This window comes from Streptomyces tatrensis (genome assembly GCF_049310065.1).
Taxonomy (GTDB): domain Bacteria; phylum Actinomycetota; class Actinomycetes; order Streptomycetales; family Streptomycetaceae; genus Streptomyces.
In genome coordinates, this window is record NZ_JBMDLB010000007.1 from 1,513,946 (window position 1) to 1,528,351 (window position 14,406).

Sequence of the window (14,406 nt, forward strand, 5' to 3'; positions counted from 1 at the left end):
CTCACCGAGGTGCAGCCCCGGGCTACCGCTCCCCGCCCGGGTACACCACCATCGCCGACCCGCCGCCCCGCCGGGTCGTCTCGGCCGCGGCCAGCCACCGCCCGTCGGGCAGCCGCTGGACACCGGTGGCCGCGCCGATCTCCGGGTTCTGCCGGAATCCCTGCCCGAGGGCCTCCAGCTCGGCGCGGACCGGGCTGTTCCACAGGCCCGGCTCCAGTTCCGTCGTGGTCTGGTTGCGCTGGCTGGCCCGCGGCGCGGCGATGGCCTCGACCAGCGGCAGCCCACGGTCCAGGTGCCCGGTCAGGGTCTGGAGCACCGTGGTGATGATGGTCGCCCCGCCCGGGGAGCCCAGCGCCAGCACCGGGCGTCCGTGCTCCAGCACGATGGTCGGGGACATCGACGAGCGCGGCCGCTTGCCCGGGCCCGGCAGGTTGGGGTCGGGAACGCCGGGAGCGGCCGGGGCGAAGGAGAAGTCCGTCAGCTCGTTGTTGAGCAGGAAGCCGCGCCCCGGGACCGTGATGGCGCTGCCGCCGGTCGACTCGATGGTCAGCGTGTAGGAGACCACGTTGCCCCAGCGGTCGGCGACGGTCAGGTGCGTGGTGTTCTCCCCCTCGTACGTCGTCGGGGCGGCCTGCCCGCCGCCGCCGCAGGCGACCGGATTGCGGGGATCACCGGGAGCCAGCGGGCTGGTCAGCGCCTTGGCCGGGTCGATGAGGCAGCCGCGCGTGTCCGCGTACCGCTGCGAGAGCAGCTCCTTGGTGGGCACGTCCTCGGCGGCCGGGTCGCCGACCCAGCGGCCCCGGTCGGCGAAGGAGATCCGGGAGGACTCGATGAAGCGGTGCAGGTACTGGGCTTCGGTGAGCTCGCCGAGGTCGCTGCGCTCCAGGATGTTCAGCGCCTCGCCCACGGTGGTGCCGCCGGAGGAGGACGGGGCCATGCTGTACACGTCCAGGCCCCGGTAGCCGACCCGGGTCGGGTCCTGCCGCTTGGTCGCGTACGCGCGCAGGTCCCCGGTGGTGAGATCGCCGGAGCGGACCACGCGGGTGGCCGCCGGGTCCACCGGGGGCGTGCGCACGGCCCGGACGATGTCCTCGGCCAGCGGGCCCCGGTAGAGCGCGCCCGCGCCCTTGCGGCCGAGCTCGGCGTACGTGTCGGCCAGGTCGGGGTTCTTGAAGGTGGAGCCGACCACCGGGAGGGCCCCACCGGGCAGGAAGAGCTTCCTGGTGTCGGGGAAGTCCCGGAAGCGGGCCTGGTTGCTCTCGGTCTGGGCCCTGAAGGTGGAGTCCACGGCGAAGCCCTCGCGGGCCAGCTTCTCGGCGGGCTTGAGGAGTTGGCGCAGCGGACGGGTGCCCCAGGATCCGAGCGCGCTCTGCCAGGTCGCCGGGGTGCCGGGGACGCCGACGCCGCGGCCGCTGGTCTGGCCCTCGGCGAAGGGGATCGGCAGGCCGTTCTCCTGGAACAGCGCGGCGGTGGCCGTCGCCGGGGCCGTCTCGCGGCCGTCGATGGTGTGCACCCGGCCGGACCGGGCGTCGTAGTACACGAAGTAGCCGCCCCCGCCGATGCCCGCGGAGTACGGCTCGGTGACCCCGAGCGCGGCGGCCGTCGCCACTGCGGCGTCCACGGCGTTGCCCCCGGAGCGCAGGACGTCGATGCCGGCCGCGCTGGCGTCGGCGTCGACGCTGGCGACGGCCCCGCCGTAACCGATGGCGACCGGGACCTTGGCCGGCGCGTCCGCCGGCGACGGCGGGGCGTCCGCCCCGGTCGAGACGAGCGCACCGGCGAGCGCGACGAGCGCTAACTGACGTGCGGCGGGACCACGCATTCGGTTCCTCCAGTCGACTGCCTGTCAGACCTTGGAGCGGCAGCGTAACTTCCCTGCACCCACCGCGTCATGAAGGCGGCGTGACGACTACGATCCGCCGCATGAATGACGACCTCCGCAACATCGTGCTCGGGGTGATGGCCACCGCGTTCAGTGGCGGGATCGGCTGGTTCGCCCGGACCTACCTGTGGCACCGTGCCCTGCGACGCAAGCAGGCCTTCTTCGGGCTCCCGACCGGCTCCGACTGCCTCTTCGTGGTCAACCGGCAGATGGGCGGCACCGATTCCTCGCTGCACCGCAACGATGCCTTCGCCCTGCTGGAGATATCCGCCCTGATCAAGGACTGCGGGGCGAACGTCCAGATCGTCACCCACGACGGAGCGCGCCAGGGCTTCGGCGAACGGGCGGAGTTCTGCGTGGGCGGGCCGACCTCCAATGTCCGCACGACCGCACACCTGGCCTCCATGCTGCCGGGGGTGCAGACCGACATCGGTCTCCCGTCAGGCCATCCGGACCGCGCCGCCATCCGGATCGGCGGGGAGGCGTACCGCTGGGTGAAGGGACAGGTCGAGTACGTGGTGCTGGCGCGGCTGACGAACGGGCAGGGCTCGCGGCCGGTGTTCCTGCTGTCGGGCCAGACCGCCAACAGCAACCAGGCCGCCGCCCGGTACCTGGCCAAGCACCATGTCCGACTGGCCCGCCGGTACGGTCACGAGTCGTTCTGCGTGCTGTTGAAGGTGATCAACTCAGACGCCTACGGGCCCGATGTGACCGAGCTGGTGGCGGACGTCACCGTGGCGGCCCGGACACCCGCAGCGGCAGCCGTGTGATCCCGTTGATGAAGTTCGACACCAACCGGCGCGGTGGACCCGCCAGTTCGGGTACCGGCATGACGGCGGCCCACTCCTCGTAGAGGACGCGGAGCTGGAGCCGGGCGAAGTGCGCGCCCAGGCACACGTGCGGGCCGTCGCCGAAGGAGACGTGCGGGTTGGGGGTCCGGCCGAGGTCGAGGCGGCCGGGGGCGTCGAAGACGCGCTCGTCGTGGTTGGCGGAGGCGTGGAAGACCACCACCTTGTCCCCTGCCCGGATCCGCTGTCCGGAGAGCTCGGTGTCGGCGGCGGCGGTGCGGCGAAAGCTCAGCACCGGCGGGTGGACGCGCAGGAGTTCCTCGACCGCCCGGTCCACCGGGGCCCTGCCGTCGGCGAGTTCGGCGTAGGCGTCCGGGTCGCGGGCCAGGGCGAGCAGGCCGCCGGGCGCGGCGCTGCGCACGGTGTCGTTGCCCGCGACGGTGAGCAGGAAGAAGAACATCTCCAGCTCCGCGTCCTCGAGCCCGGCGAGCGCGAGGGCGGTCATCACGTCGTCGCCGGGGCGGGCCCTTTTGTGGGCGGCCAGTTCGCGGGCGTACGCGAACATCTCCCCCAGCAGCGCCGGCGAGCGCGGGTTCAGCGGCTTCCCGTCCGGGCCGAGCGGCGGAGCCGGGGCATCCTCGGGATCCTGGTATCCGATGATCCGTACGGTCCACTCCAACAGCAACCCCCGGTCGGCGGCCGGGACGCCCAGCAGGTCGGTGAGGTTCAGCAGCGCGTACTCGTCGGTGACGGTGCGCACCAGGTCGGCGGCCCCGTCCTCGGCGCCGTCGCGGGCGGCGCGCAGCAGCGTACGGGCGCGGCCGCGGACCCGGGCGGCGAAGGCGTCGACGCGGGCCGGCGTGAAGGCGCGGGCCACGGTGCGGCGCAGGATCCCGTGCTCGGGCGGATCCTGGTTGAGCATGGTGCGCCGCAGGAAGGGCAGGTCGGCCGGGTCGGGGTCGCGGATCTGGGTGGCGCCCAGGTGCGAGGAGTACGTCTGGTGGTCGCGCAGGACCCGGACCACGTCGGCGTGCCGGGTGACGGCCCAGAAGCCGGGGCCGGCGGGCCAGCCGAGCACCTCCGGCTCGCTCTGCCAGGCCACCGGGCGGTGGTCGCGCAGCAGCCGGTAGCGCTCGTACGGGACGCCTTCGGCGTAGAGGCGCGGGTCGAAGACGTCGGGGGCCGGTCCTTGGTCCATGCGCCACACGGTGGCGGGGAGCGGCCCGGCCCGCAAGATGCCCCGCGGGGGCGGGGCCCCCGGGTCGGCCGTCCCGAGCGTCCCGGCCGGGGGCTCAGCGCTGCGGCCTGACCTCGCACACGGCGTTCTGCTCCTTGCCGTCGGAGCCGATGAGGAGGATCTGGGGGGCCGGAGTGGTGCGCACCGCAGCCAGAGCCGTGCAGGCCAGCTGGCGCCGGGCCGGGCCGGACAGCGGCCCGACCGGGACGGGCAGCACGACGCGGAGGGTCTTCCCGTCACCGTCGGACTTGACGGCGGGGCGGATGTAGTCCGCGCCGAACGGGCTCTTGGCGTCTGGCACCGGGATCTCGGTGGTCAGACCGGCCTCCCGCGCGGCCTCGCTCGGCCCCTCCAGCAGCATCCCGATCGAGAAGCCGAGGTCCGGCCGCTGCGTCCGGTCGGAGACCGGCAGCGGGACGAGCGCGCCGTCGGGCGCGATGAAGTACACCAGGCCCGGGTCGGGGGCGGTGGCCAGTTTCACGGTCCCGGCGCTGCCGCTCTCGACGACCCCGGTGGTGGCGATGCCGCAGCCGGTGGCGAGCAGCAGGGGGACGGTCAGCGCGGCCGCGGCCACGGCCCTGCGCACCCGGGTCATACGCGGGCCTCCAACGGCATGTCGAGGGTGAAGAGCGCGCCGCCGCCGGGGCCGTTGGCGGCGTGCAGGGTGCCGCCGTGCAGGCGGACGTTCTCCAGGGTGATGGCCAGGCCCAGGCCGCTGCCGGTGGAGCGGGTGCGGGCGGCGTCGGCCTTGAAGAAGCGGTCGAAGATGTGCGGCAGCACCTCGGGGGCGATGCCGGGCCCGCTGTCGGCGACCTCGACGAGCAGCCGCTCGCCCTCGGGCCGGGCCTCGGTGCGGACGCGCACCCGTACGGGGGCGCCGCCGTGCTTGAGGGCGTTGCCCACGAGGTTGGCGAGGACCACGTCGAAGCGGCGCGGATCGAGCCGGGCGCGGACGCCCGGGGGCAGGTCGGTGCTGACCCGGCCGTCGGTCCAGTGGCGGCGTTCCAGGGTCTTGGTGACGGTCTCGGCGACGTCGACCTCGTCGAGGTTGAGCTCGGCGGCGCGGGCGTCGAAGCGGGAGATCTCCATGAGGTCCTCGACGAGCACCGCGAGCTTCCCGGTCTCGGCGCTGATCAGGCGCAGCGCCTTGGCGGTGTCGGCGTCGAGCTCCTCGGCGCCCTCGTCGAGGACCTCGGTGACGGCGAGCATCCCGGCGAGGGGGGTGCGCAGTTCGTGGGAGACGTCGGCGGCGAAGCGGCGGGCGCGGGCCTCGGCCTCCCGGAGTTCGCTGACCGATTGTTCGAGGGCGCGGGCCGTCTCGTTGAAGGTGCGGGCGAGTCCGGCGAGTTCGTCGGCTCCGCGCACCTCGATCCGGGTGTCGAGCCGGCCGCGGCCCAGCCGCTGGGCGGCCTTGCGCATGTCCCGTACGGGCCTCAGGACGCTGCGCGCGGCGAGCAGGGCGGGGATCACGGAGATCGCCAGGCCCGGTACGGCGCCCATTCTGGCGGCGGCGACCAGGGCCTCCACGGTGGTCTGCTCGGTGTCCAGGGGCACGACCGCGTAGAAGACGGCGCCGGTGGGCTCGTAGTCCTCGTCGTACTTGAAGACGGCGGGCATGCCGACGACCAGGGAGAGGTTGCCGCCCCGGTCCTTCGTGCGCTGGAAGGCCCCGTGCGGGTGGGCCTTCACCTGGCCCCGGAGCTGTTCGCTGACGGAGGCGGAGATGGGTGAGCCGCCCTGGTTCGAGGTGGCGCGGAGCTTTCCGTACTCCCCGTAGACGATCCAGGGGTGCGGCTGGCCGCGCTTGCCCAGCTCCGCGACGAGCCGCTGGAGTTCCGCCTGCCCCATGGGCAGTTGGGTGAACTGGGAGTCGACCAGGTCGCGCAGGGTGCTGACGGCGGTGTCCTGGCTCTGCTTGAGGATCGCGTTGCGGGCCTGCTGGTAGGTGAGCGCGGCCGTGCTCACCGCGCAGATGGCGGCGACCAGCAGGAAGGCGGCGATCAGCCGGGTGCGCAGGCCCAGGGGGGCGAAACGTCTCATGCGCGCCGCTTACAGCGGGCCGAAGCGGTAGCCGAAGCCGCGCACGGTCTGTATGTAGCGGGGGGCGCCGTCGGGGTCCTCGATCTTGTGGCGCAGGCGGCGCACACAGGCGTCCACCAGCCGGGCGTCGGCGTGGTAGCTGTGCTCCCACACGTATTCGAGGAGCTGCTGGCGGGAGAAGACCTGCTCGGGCGAGGCCGACAGGTGCAGCAGGAGTTTGATCTCGCTGGGGGCCAGGGGCAGCCGCTCGCCGTTCCTGGCGACGGTGAGCCCGGCGCGGTCGACGGCCAGCTCGCCGTGGAACTCCACGTCGGGGCGGCCGCCGGCGGGCTCGCTGAGGCGGCGCAGCACGGCCTTGATGCGGGCCTCGATGACCTCGGTGCGGGCGGGTTTGACGATGTAGTCGTCGGCGCCGGCCTCCAGGCCGACGACTATGTCGAAGTCGTCCCCGCGTGCGGTGAGCATGATGATCGGGACCTGGCTGGTCTCGCGGATCCGGCGGCAGACCTGGACGCCGTTGATGCCGGGCAGCATGAGGTCGAGCAGGACGAGCTCGGGGCGGAAGCTCGCCATGAGTTCGAGTCCGGCCTCGCCGGTCTCGGCGGCGCTCACGTCGTGGCCCCTGCGGCGCAGGCCGAGCCCCACGCCCTCCCTGATGGAAGGGTCGTCCTCGATCAGCAGTACGCGTGGCATCGGGTCAGTATTCCAGGGTCGTCGAGCGGTCCCCTCCCGCTTTCGGCCGATATGTACGGCGGCCGGCAGCGGGTCCGGCCGGGACGGCAGGCCGTGGGCCTGTCCTAGCGGCCGGTCTTGCGGCGTACGGAGTCCAGCAGGTCGGTGATCTCCGCGAGCCGCAGGGGGCGGGCGAGGAGTAGGACGACGAGGACGATCACCGCGGTTCCCGCCGCGACCCCGGCGAAGTTTCCGAGGGGCCCTTCGATGTTCCCGAACCGGTCGACCGAGCGCGCGGCCGCGTACCCGGCGGCGGCCGCCGGGGCGCAGGCGGCGAGGAGCCGCAGGTGGGTCCGTACGGCGGTGTTCTTGCGCTGGGTACGGGTCCCCGTGCGCGGCCCGAGCCGCCGGGACAGGACGTACGCGGTGACGACCGCGCCCGCGGTGTAGGCGATCGAGCAGGCCGCGGCCATGCCGGTGACGGCCCAGCGCGGCGACAGCACCAGGTACGCGGTGACCGAGAGCCCGGCGTTGAGGGCGGCGATGGTGAGGTTGAGGAAAAAGGGGGTCCGGGTGTCGGAGAGGGCGTAGAAGCCGCGGGAGAGCACGTACTGCGCGGAGTAGGCGATCAGGCCGGGTGCGAAGGCCGCGAGCATGCCGGCCATGACGGCGACGTCGGCGGGGCCGGTGCGCCCGTACTCGAAGACGCTGCCCATCACCCAGGGGGCGAGGGCGGCGAGGAGCGCGGCGGCCGGGACGACGAGGGCGGCGGAGGAGCGCAGCGCGTAGGAGACGTCCTTGCGCACGGCCGCGAGGTCGCCGTCGGCGGCGGCGGAGCTCATCCGGGGCATGAGGGCGGTGACGAGGGAGACGGTGATGATGCCCTGCGGGACCATCCACAGCAGGTAGGCGTTGCTGTAAGCCGTGTAGCCGGCGCCGCCCGCGAGGCCCTCGGCGACGGCGTGCTCGCCGGTGGCGGTGGAGAGCCGGGTGACGACCCAGTACGCGATCTGGTTGGTCAGGACGAGCAGGACGAGCCAGCCCGCGTTGCGCAGGGGGCGGGCCAGGCCGCTGCCGCGCCAGTCGAAGCGGGGGCGCCAGCGGAAGCGGGCGGCGCGCAGCGAGGGGATCAGGCCGAGGGCCTGGACGACGATGCCGGCGGTGGTGCCGATGCCCAGCAGCCGGGTCTCGGAGGCGCTGAGGCCGTCGCCCGCACCGTAGGAGAGGTACAGGAAGAACCCGAACACGGCGATGACGACGAGGTTGTTGAGGACCGGGGTCCACATCATGGCGCCGAACCGGCCGCGGGCATTGAGCACTTGCCCGAGTAGGGTGAACAGCCCGTAGAAGAGGATCTGCGGGAGGCAGTAGCGGGCCAGGGCCACGGTGGTGGCCTCCTGGCCGCCGCTGTAGCCGGTGTACGCCGAGACGATGAGCGGGGCGGCCAGTACGGCGGCGGCGGTGAGGACCAGCAGCGCGGCCGTGCAGACGGTGAGCAGCCGGTCGGTGTAGGCGGCGCCGCCGTCCTCGTGCTCCTTGGCGGCGCGGACCAGCTCGGGGACGAAGACCGCGTTGAGGGCGCCGCCGATGAGCAGGATGTACAGGATGTTCGGGACGGTGTTGGCGACCGCGTAGCCGTCGCCGAGCAGGGTGATGCCCAGCGCGGCGACGATCACGGCGGAGCGGACGAAGCCGGTGACGCGGGAGACGATCGAGCCGGCGGCCATGAGCGCGCCGCTGCGCAGCACCGAGGTCTTCTTCGGTGCTGCGCGGTCGGCGGCGGGCTCTGTCGCGGCCGGGGTGTCGGCCGTTCTGGGGTCTGCGAGGGTCACCGGCGGGCCATGTACGCCTGGAACGCCTTGTAGAGGGCCGTGTTGGCGTATCCGTCCATGGAGGTCTCCCACTCGCCGAGGGTTTCGACGACCTGTCCGCCGGTGCCGAGCTTCCAGCGCAGCAGCCCGAAGGAGCGTTCGTCGGGGTCGAGGGTGGAGGGTACCCCGCGCATGTCGTATTCGTCCGCTCCGAGCGCATGTGCGTCACACATCATGCGCCACTGCAGGGCGTTGCTGGGGCGGACCTCGCGGCGGTGGTCGGCGGAGGCGCCGGTCTGGTACCAGACCCGGCTGCCGGCCACGATCATGGTGTGTGCGGCGAGGATCTCGCCCTGGTGAACTCCCAGGTAGAGGCGCATGCGGCCGGGCTCTTCCGCGTTCAGGACCTCGTACTGCTGCTGGTAGTACGCCGGCGAGCGGCCGAGCCGGAAGCCGTCGCGCTCCTCGGTGATGCGCAGCAGCCGGTAGAACTCGGGCAGGTCGGCGGCAGTGCCGACGACGGTCTCGACCCCCGCCTTCGTGGCCTTGCGCACATTGCGCCGCCACTCCTGGTTCAGGCCCGACCACAGTTCGTCGAGGGTGCGCCCGGCGAGCGGTACGCGGAAGACGTGGCGGGGCTGGGCGTCGCCGTCGTCCTCGCCTCCGCAGCGCTTCCAGCCGCGGGTGCGCAGCCGGTCGGCGAGCGCGGCTCCGACCGGGTCCACCTCGGTGGCGAGCACGTCGGAGATCTGTCGGCCCGGGCCGGTGCCCGCCTTGGCGGTGGCCGCGTCCCAGCGGCGGTAGGCGGGGGTGGGGCCGATGCGCACGGCGAAGGCGCCGGAGGCCTTGAGGTGGTTCTTGAGGGGGGTCAGCCAGCGGTCGATGTCGGGGTCGGCCCAGTCGGCGACGGGGCCCTCGGGGAGGTAGGCGAAGTATTTGCGGGTGCCGGGGAATTGCCGGTACAGAACGAGCCCGGCACCCTCTATTTCACCTCCGGGGTAGTGCCATCCGACCCTTTCGGAGCGCCAAAGGTCCTTTACGCTGCCCCAGGACGGGTACTGGAGAAAGCTGGCCCGGCCGTGCCGGACAAGGAATGCCTGATATTCCGCAACGGACAGCGGGCGCACGGCGAGCTCCCTGTCCCGGCTTCGGGTCTGGTGCTGCTGGGTGGGGGTCACGAGCAGTGCACACACGGCTGACCGGCCTTCCTGTACGTCCTGAGTACGTCCGAGAATCGGTGGATGTACAGGACTCTCACAGGCGCCCGTGACCGCCGTGTTCGGCGATTGTGACCGGACGATGACCGTATCGCTGCGGTCCATGTCACATAGGAATTCCTGAAGTTTTCCTGATCTCCCGCAACCTAGAGTCGTTTCGTTCGCATCTTCTTTTACGGACGATCATTACTTCGGAGGGGTTTTCGTTGAGCCGCACACGCCGGGTCTTCTCTGTACGCAGCCGCACCGCCGTGGCGGCCGGGACCGCATTGCTGGCCGCCTCACTGGCGGCTTGTGGTGGCGGTGGCGCCGCCGCGGGTGGCGGAGCCAAGGCGGAGATGAAGGAAAAGCCGGCCATGGCGGTCTCGGTGAACCTCGCCGGCGGCCAGGTGAAGGCGGGGGCGCCGGTGACCGTGACGATCGCCGAGGGCAAGCTCGCGACGGTGAAGGTCACCGACGCCAAGGGCGGTGAGCTGGCCGGGCAGATATCCGCCGACGGGAAGACCTGGACCTCGCAGGGCAACGCCCTGCCCTCGGCCGACTACAAGGTCGAGGCCCAGAACACGGACAGCCAGAGCGCCGCGACGACGTTCAAGACCTCGGCTCCCGACAAGGTGAACAAGGTCTCGATCAACATCCCCAAGGGCAGCACCGTGGGCGTGGCCATGCCGGTCTCGATCGTCTTCGACAACCCGGTGAAGGACAAGGCCGCGGTCGAGAAGCAGTTGAAGGTCACCACCTCGAACAACACCGAGGGCTCGTGGGGCTGGATCACGGACTACTCCGGCAAGGACCGCGTCGACTGGCGGCCCAAGGAGTACTGGAAGTCCGGCACCGACGTGAAGGTCCAGATGAACCTGAACGGGGTCGACTCCGGCCCCGGGGGCGGGATGTTCGTCAAGGACTACACGACCGAGTTCAAGATCGGCAAGGACCGCCAGGTGAAGGTGAACCTCGACACGAAGAAGGCGACGGTCACCGAGAACGGCGAGGTCGTCAGCACCATCCCGATCTCGGCGGGCACGCCCGGCGGCAAGAAGGCCTCCTGGGACGGGAAGCTGGTGATGATGACGAAGGAGGGCACCATCCGGATGGACTCCCAGACGGTGGGCCTGGGCGACTCCTACGACAAGATGGTCGACTACTCGATCCGGCTGACCTGGTCGGGCATGTACGTGCACGCCGCGCCGTGGAACACGGCCAACTTCGGCCGCGCCAACACCAGTTCCGGCTGCGTGGGGATGAGCGACGAGAACGCCAAGGCCTTCTTCACGGCGGCCCAGGTGGGTGACCCGTTCGAGGTCGTGGGCCAGGGATCCAAGGGCAACCCGGACCTCGGCAACGGCTACGGCGAGTGGAACCTCAGCTGGGAGCAGTGGCAGACCAAGAGCGCCACGGCCGGAACCCCACAGGTCGGCTGAGCGCGGCAGGGCGACACCCCCCTCCACACCCCCCCTTCTGTGAAGTTGACCATCATTCAATCGTTACCGGCACGTAACTTACTCACGGGTTACTTCCGGTAAGCCCCTCCCGTTACCGTCGGGTCACTTTGACACCCCCGGCACACGCGAGGAGCGATCGATGGTCCGTACCGTCCGCATCACCAGCACCGCGACTGCCATGGCAGCCGTACTGGCAGCAGCCGCCCTGGGCCTGGCCCCCCATCAGGCCCAGGCGGCTCCCGCCCGTACGACCACCGCCGTCTCGGAAGCCTCGTCGGCGATCACCTTCCACGACATCCCCGGCTCCGGCGGCATCACCCTCAAGGGCAACGTCTTCACCCCGGCGGGCGCCGTGGCCGGCGCGAAGTACCCGCTGATCGTGCTGCCGACCAGCTGGGGCATGCCGCAGATCGAATACATCGCCCAGGCCAAGAAACTCGCCGACTCCGGTTACGTGGTGGTCAGTTACACCTCCCGCGGCTTCTGGCTCTCCGGCGGCGAGATCGAGACCGCCGGGCCGGCGGACGTCGCCGACGTCTCCGCCGTCATCGACTGGGCGCTCGCCCACACCCAGGCCGACGCCGCACACATCGGCACGGGCGGGGTCTCGTACGGCGCGGGCATCAGCCTGCTGGCCTCCGCGAGCGATCCGCGCATCAAGGCCGTGGTCGCGCTCAGCGGCTGGGCCGATCTCATCGAGTCCATCTACTCCGGCCGCACCCAGCACCTCCAGGCGGCAGCTCTGCTCGGTGGCGCCGGCTTCCTCACCGGGCGCCCCGGCCCCGAACTCCAGCAGATCCTCGGCGACTTCCTCGGCTCGAAGCTGGACCGGGAGCCGCAGATGATCGAGTGGGGCAAGAAGCGCTCCGCCGCCGAGAAGGTGGACGCGATCAACGCCAACGGCGCCGCGATCATGCTCGGCAACGCCTGGGGCGACACCATCTTCCCGCCCAACCAGTACGCGAAGTTCTTCGAGAAGCTGACCGGTCCCAAGCGCCTGGAGTTCCGCCCCGGCGACCACGCCACCGCCGAGCTGACCGGGCTCCTCGGACTGCCCAACGACACCTGGACCAACGCCCACCGCTGGTTCGACCGCTACCTCAAGGGCGCGGCCAACGGAGTCGACGCCGAGCCCCCCGTCCAGATCAAGCCCCGCAGCGACGGCGGGTACGAGGGCTACGCCGACTGGAAGTCGGTCGGCTCCGGCGGCGCCGAGAAGCTGATGCTCTCCGACAGCGAGCACCTCTTCACCGGCGTCGACTCCGGCGCCAACGGCGGGATCGTCATGCTCTCCAGCCTGCTCGACCAGATCGCCCAGGCGCCCCCCACCGCCTCCATCCCGCTGCTCCCCCGCGCCTTCGCCGCCGTCTGGCAGTCGCCGCGCTACGAGGAGGAGCGCCGCGTCCGCGGCACGGTCAGGCTGCACACCACCGTGACGCCCTCGAAGTCCGACGGCACCTTCGTCGCGTACCTCTACGACGTGGGCCCGCTCGGCATCGGGAAGCTGATCAGCAACGCCCCGTACACCTTCCACGGAAAGCCGGCCGGGCAGTCCTTCGGCGTGGACCTGGAGCTCTTCTCCACCGCCTACGACGTGCCGGCCGGGCACCGCCTCGCGGTCGTCGTCGACACCGTCGACCCGCTGTACATCGAGCACAACCCGACCGGCGGGCAGCTGACCTTCTCCTCGCCCCGCACCGATCCCTCGTACGTCTCGGTGCCGCTGCGCGAGCAGTGATCCGCGGCTGCTGCCGTGCCGGGTGTGGCTCTGGGGGTACGCCCTCCGGGTCAGATCCGGCCCGGCAGCGCCGTTGAGGGATCGGCCACGTCGATGTCGATGTCGACGGCCTTGGTCTTGGGGTTGCGCCGCTCGCGCCGGGCCACCCAGGTGGCGAACCAGGACAGGAGCATGCACATCCCGATGTAGATCGGCGAGATGATCATCACGACGGGGATGAAGGGCAGGTCGTAGTCGAGGTTGGAGGCGATCAGCTTGCCCGCGTGCAGGAACTCCTCGTAGGTGATCAGGTAGCCGAGCGAGGTGTCCTTGAGCGCGACCACGAGCTGGCTGATGATCGTGGGCAGCATCGCCCGGACCCCCTGCGGGGCCAGGACGTAGGTCATCACCTGGGTCTTGCGCATGCCCAGGGCGTACGCGGCTTCGCGCTGGCCCTTCTCCACCGAGTTGATGCCGGTGCGGAAGACCTCGGCCAGCACCGAGCCGTTGTACAGGGTCAGTCCGGCGACCAGCGCGGGCAGCGGCTGGACCTTGAGCGCGACGAAGATGAAGAAGATCATCACCAGCACCGGCATGGCCCGGAAGAACTCCACGCACAGCGTGCACAGCCAGCGCACCGGCCGGTGGACCGAGAGCCGGCCCGTCGCGAGCACCGCGCCGAGCGCGAGCGAGAGCACCGAGGCGTAGGCGAAGGTCTTGAGGGTGTTCCACAGGCCCTTGAGCAGCAACTCCTGGATGCCCTTGTAGGTGAAGGGGCTCCACTTGGCGGCGGTGAACTGGTCCGTGTCGAAGAGCAGGTAGAGCAGCCAGCCGAGCAGCCCGAGGATGACGGCGGTCGAGGCGATCCCGTAGAAGAAGTGGCGGCCCTGGGCGCGCGGGCCCGGCAGGTCGTAGAGGGCGGTGGACTCCAGGTCACCGTGGAGCGCGTGCGCGGTCATCGGGCGACTCCGAAGCGCTTCTCGAGCACGTTGAACAGCGCGCTGATGGACAGGGTGATGATCAGGTAGCCCACCGCGATCCAGACGAAGGTCCAGATGATGCTGTAGCCCAGCTCGTTGAGGGTCTTGTACGTGCCCAGCAGCTCGGTGACGCTGAAGGCCCCGGCGATCGCCGAGTTCTTGGCGAGCGCGATGAGCGTGGAGCCGATGGGCGGGATGACGGACCGGAAGGCCTGCGGCAGTACGACCGCGCCCAGGGTCTGCCCGAAGGACATGCCGAGGCTGCGGGCCGCCTCGCCCTGGCCCTTGGGCACGGTGTTGATGCCGGAGCGCAGGGCCTCGCAGATGAAGGCCGAGGTGTAGCAGCCCAGGGCCAGCACCGCGAAGAGCTCGAAGGGCAGGACCAGGCCGAAGCGCGGCAGGCCGAGCAGGACGGCGAAGAAGAGCAGGGTGAGCGGGGTGTTGCGCAGGATGGTCACCCAGACGGTGCCGAAGACCCGGAAGGAGCCGACGGGGGCGACGCGGAAGGAGGCCATCAGGAAGCCGAGGACCAGGGCCAGGAGGGAGGCGTAGACCGTGAGTTCCACGGTGCCGAGGAAGCCCTTCCCGTAGAGCGAGAAGTTTTCGGTGAGTACGTCCAT

At 71.2% G+C, this 14,406-nt stretch carries 12 protein-coding genes; 3 read left to right on the forward strand and 9 right to left on the reverse strand.

Going from position 1 to position 14,406, the window contains the following annotated elements; translation table 11 throughout:
- Positions 1-22: 22 nt before the first annotated feature.
- Complete coding sequence (ggt, locus tag ACODT5_RS10650; RefSeq protein WP_422518930.1) at positions 23-1,822, reverse strand: gamma-glutamyltransferase; 1,800 nt, start codon at positions 1,820-1,822, stop codon at positions 23-25.
- 101 nt (positions 1,823-1,923) lie between these two features.
- Between ggt and ACODT5_RS10655 the strand changes: the two genes are divergently transcribed.
- A complete protein-coding gene (locus ACODT5_RS10655; protein ID WP_422518931.1) occupies positions 1,924-2,652 on the forward strand; it encodes a hypothetical protein in 729 nt (242 codons plus the stop codon).
- Here ACODT5_RS10655 and ACODT5_RS10660 read toward each other — a convergent pair.
- The 6 genes from ACODT5_RS10660 to ACODT5_RS10685 form a co-directional block, all read right to left on the reverse strand.
- Positions 2,612-3,868 (reverse strand): cytochrome P450, encoded by a 1,257-nt coding sequence (locus ACODT5_RS10660; RefSeq protein ID WP_422518932.1) that lies wholly within the window; start codon positions 3,866-3,868, stop codon positions 2,612-2,614. The genes ACODT5_RS10655 and ACODT5_RS10660 overlap by 41 nt on opposite strands.
- Before the next feature lie 94 nt (positions 3,869-3,962).
- Complete coding sequence (locus ACODT5_RS10665) at positions 3,963-4,502, reverse strand: hypothetical protein (RefSeq protein ID WP_422518933.1); 540 nt, start codon at positions 4,500-4,502, stop codon at positions 3,963-3,965.
- Positions 4,499-5,947 carry an ATP-binding protein gene (locus ACODT5_RS10670; RefSeq protein ID WP_422518934.1) on the reverse strand — a complete coding sequence of 483 codons (1,449 nt, stop codon included), beginning with the start codon at positions 5,945-5,947 and terminating at the stop codon, positions 4,499-4,501. The genes ACODT5_RS10665 and ACODT5_RS10670 overlap by 4 nt, the downstream gene beginning before the upstream one ends.
- Positions 5,948-5,956: 9 nt before the next feature.
- Complete coding sequence (locus tag ACODT5_RS10675; protein ID WP_422518935.1) at positions 5,957-6,640, reverse strand: response regulator; 684 nt, start codon at positions 6,638-6,640, stop codon at positions 5,957-5,959.
- Between the two features lie 104 nt (positions 6,641-6,744).
- The gene (murJ, locus tag ACODT5_RS10680) at positions 6,745-8,451 is read right to left on the reverse strand and encodes a murein biosynthesis integral membrane protein MurJ (RefSeq protein ID WP_422518936.1); all 1,707 of its coding nucleotides are present in this window, start codon (positions 8,449-8,451) and stop codon (positions 6,745-6,747) included.
- Complete coding sequence (locus tag ACODT5_RS10685) at positions 8,448-9,623, reverse strand: lipid II:glycine glycyltransferase FemX (protein ID WP_422518937.1); 1,176 nt, start codon at positions 9,621-9,623, stop codon at positions 8,448-8,450. Before ACODT5_RS10685 ends, murJ begins: the two co-directional genes overlap by 4 nt.
- Before the next feature lie 230 nt (positions 9,624-9,853).
- Here ACODT5_RS10685 and ACODT5_RS10690 point away from each other — a divergent pair, with 230 nt between their 5' ends.
- Entirely contained in the window at positions 9,854-11,068 is a 1,215-nt protein-coding gene (locus tag ACODT5_RS10690) for a L,D-transpeptidase (RefSeq protein WP_422518938.1), read from the forward strand.
- A gap of 160 nt (positions 11,069-11,228) precedes the next feature.
- A complete protein-coding gene (locus ACODT5_RS10695; protein ID WP_422518939.1) occupies positions 11,229-12,827 on the forward strand; it encodes a CocE/NonD family hydrolase in 1,599 nt (532 codons plus the stop codon).
- A 50-nt stretch (positions 12,828-12,877) separates the two neighbouring features.
- Here ACODT5_RS10695 and ACODT5_RS10700 read toward each other — a convergent pair whose 3' ends face one another.
- Together ACODT5_RS10700 and ACODT5_RS10705 are read right to left on the reverse strand one after the other, a co-directional pair.
- The gene (locus ACODT5_RS10700) at positions 12,878-13,765 is read right to left on the reverse strand and encodes an amino acid ABC transporter permease (protein ID WP_422518940.1); all 888 of its coding nucleotides are present in this window, start codon (positions 13,763-13,765) and stop codon (positions 12,878-12,880) included.
- Complete coding sequence (locus ACODT5_RS10705; protein ID WP_422518941.1) at positions 13,762-14,406, reverse strand: amino acid ABC transporter permease; 645 nt, start codon at positions 14,404-14,406, stop codon at positions 13,762-13,764. Before ACODT5_RS10705 ends, ACODT5_RS10700 begins: the two co-directional genes overlap by 4 nt.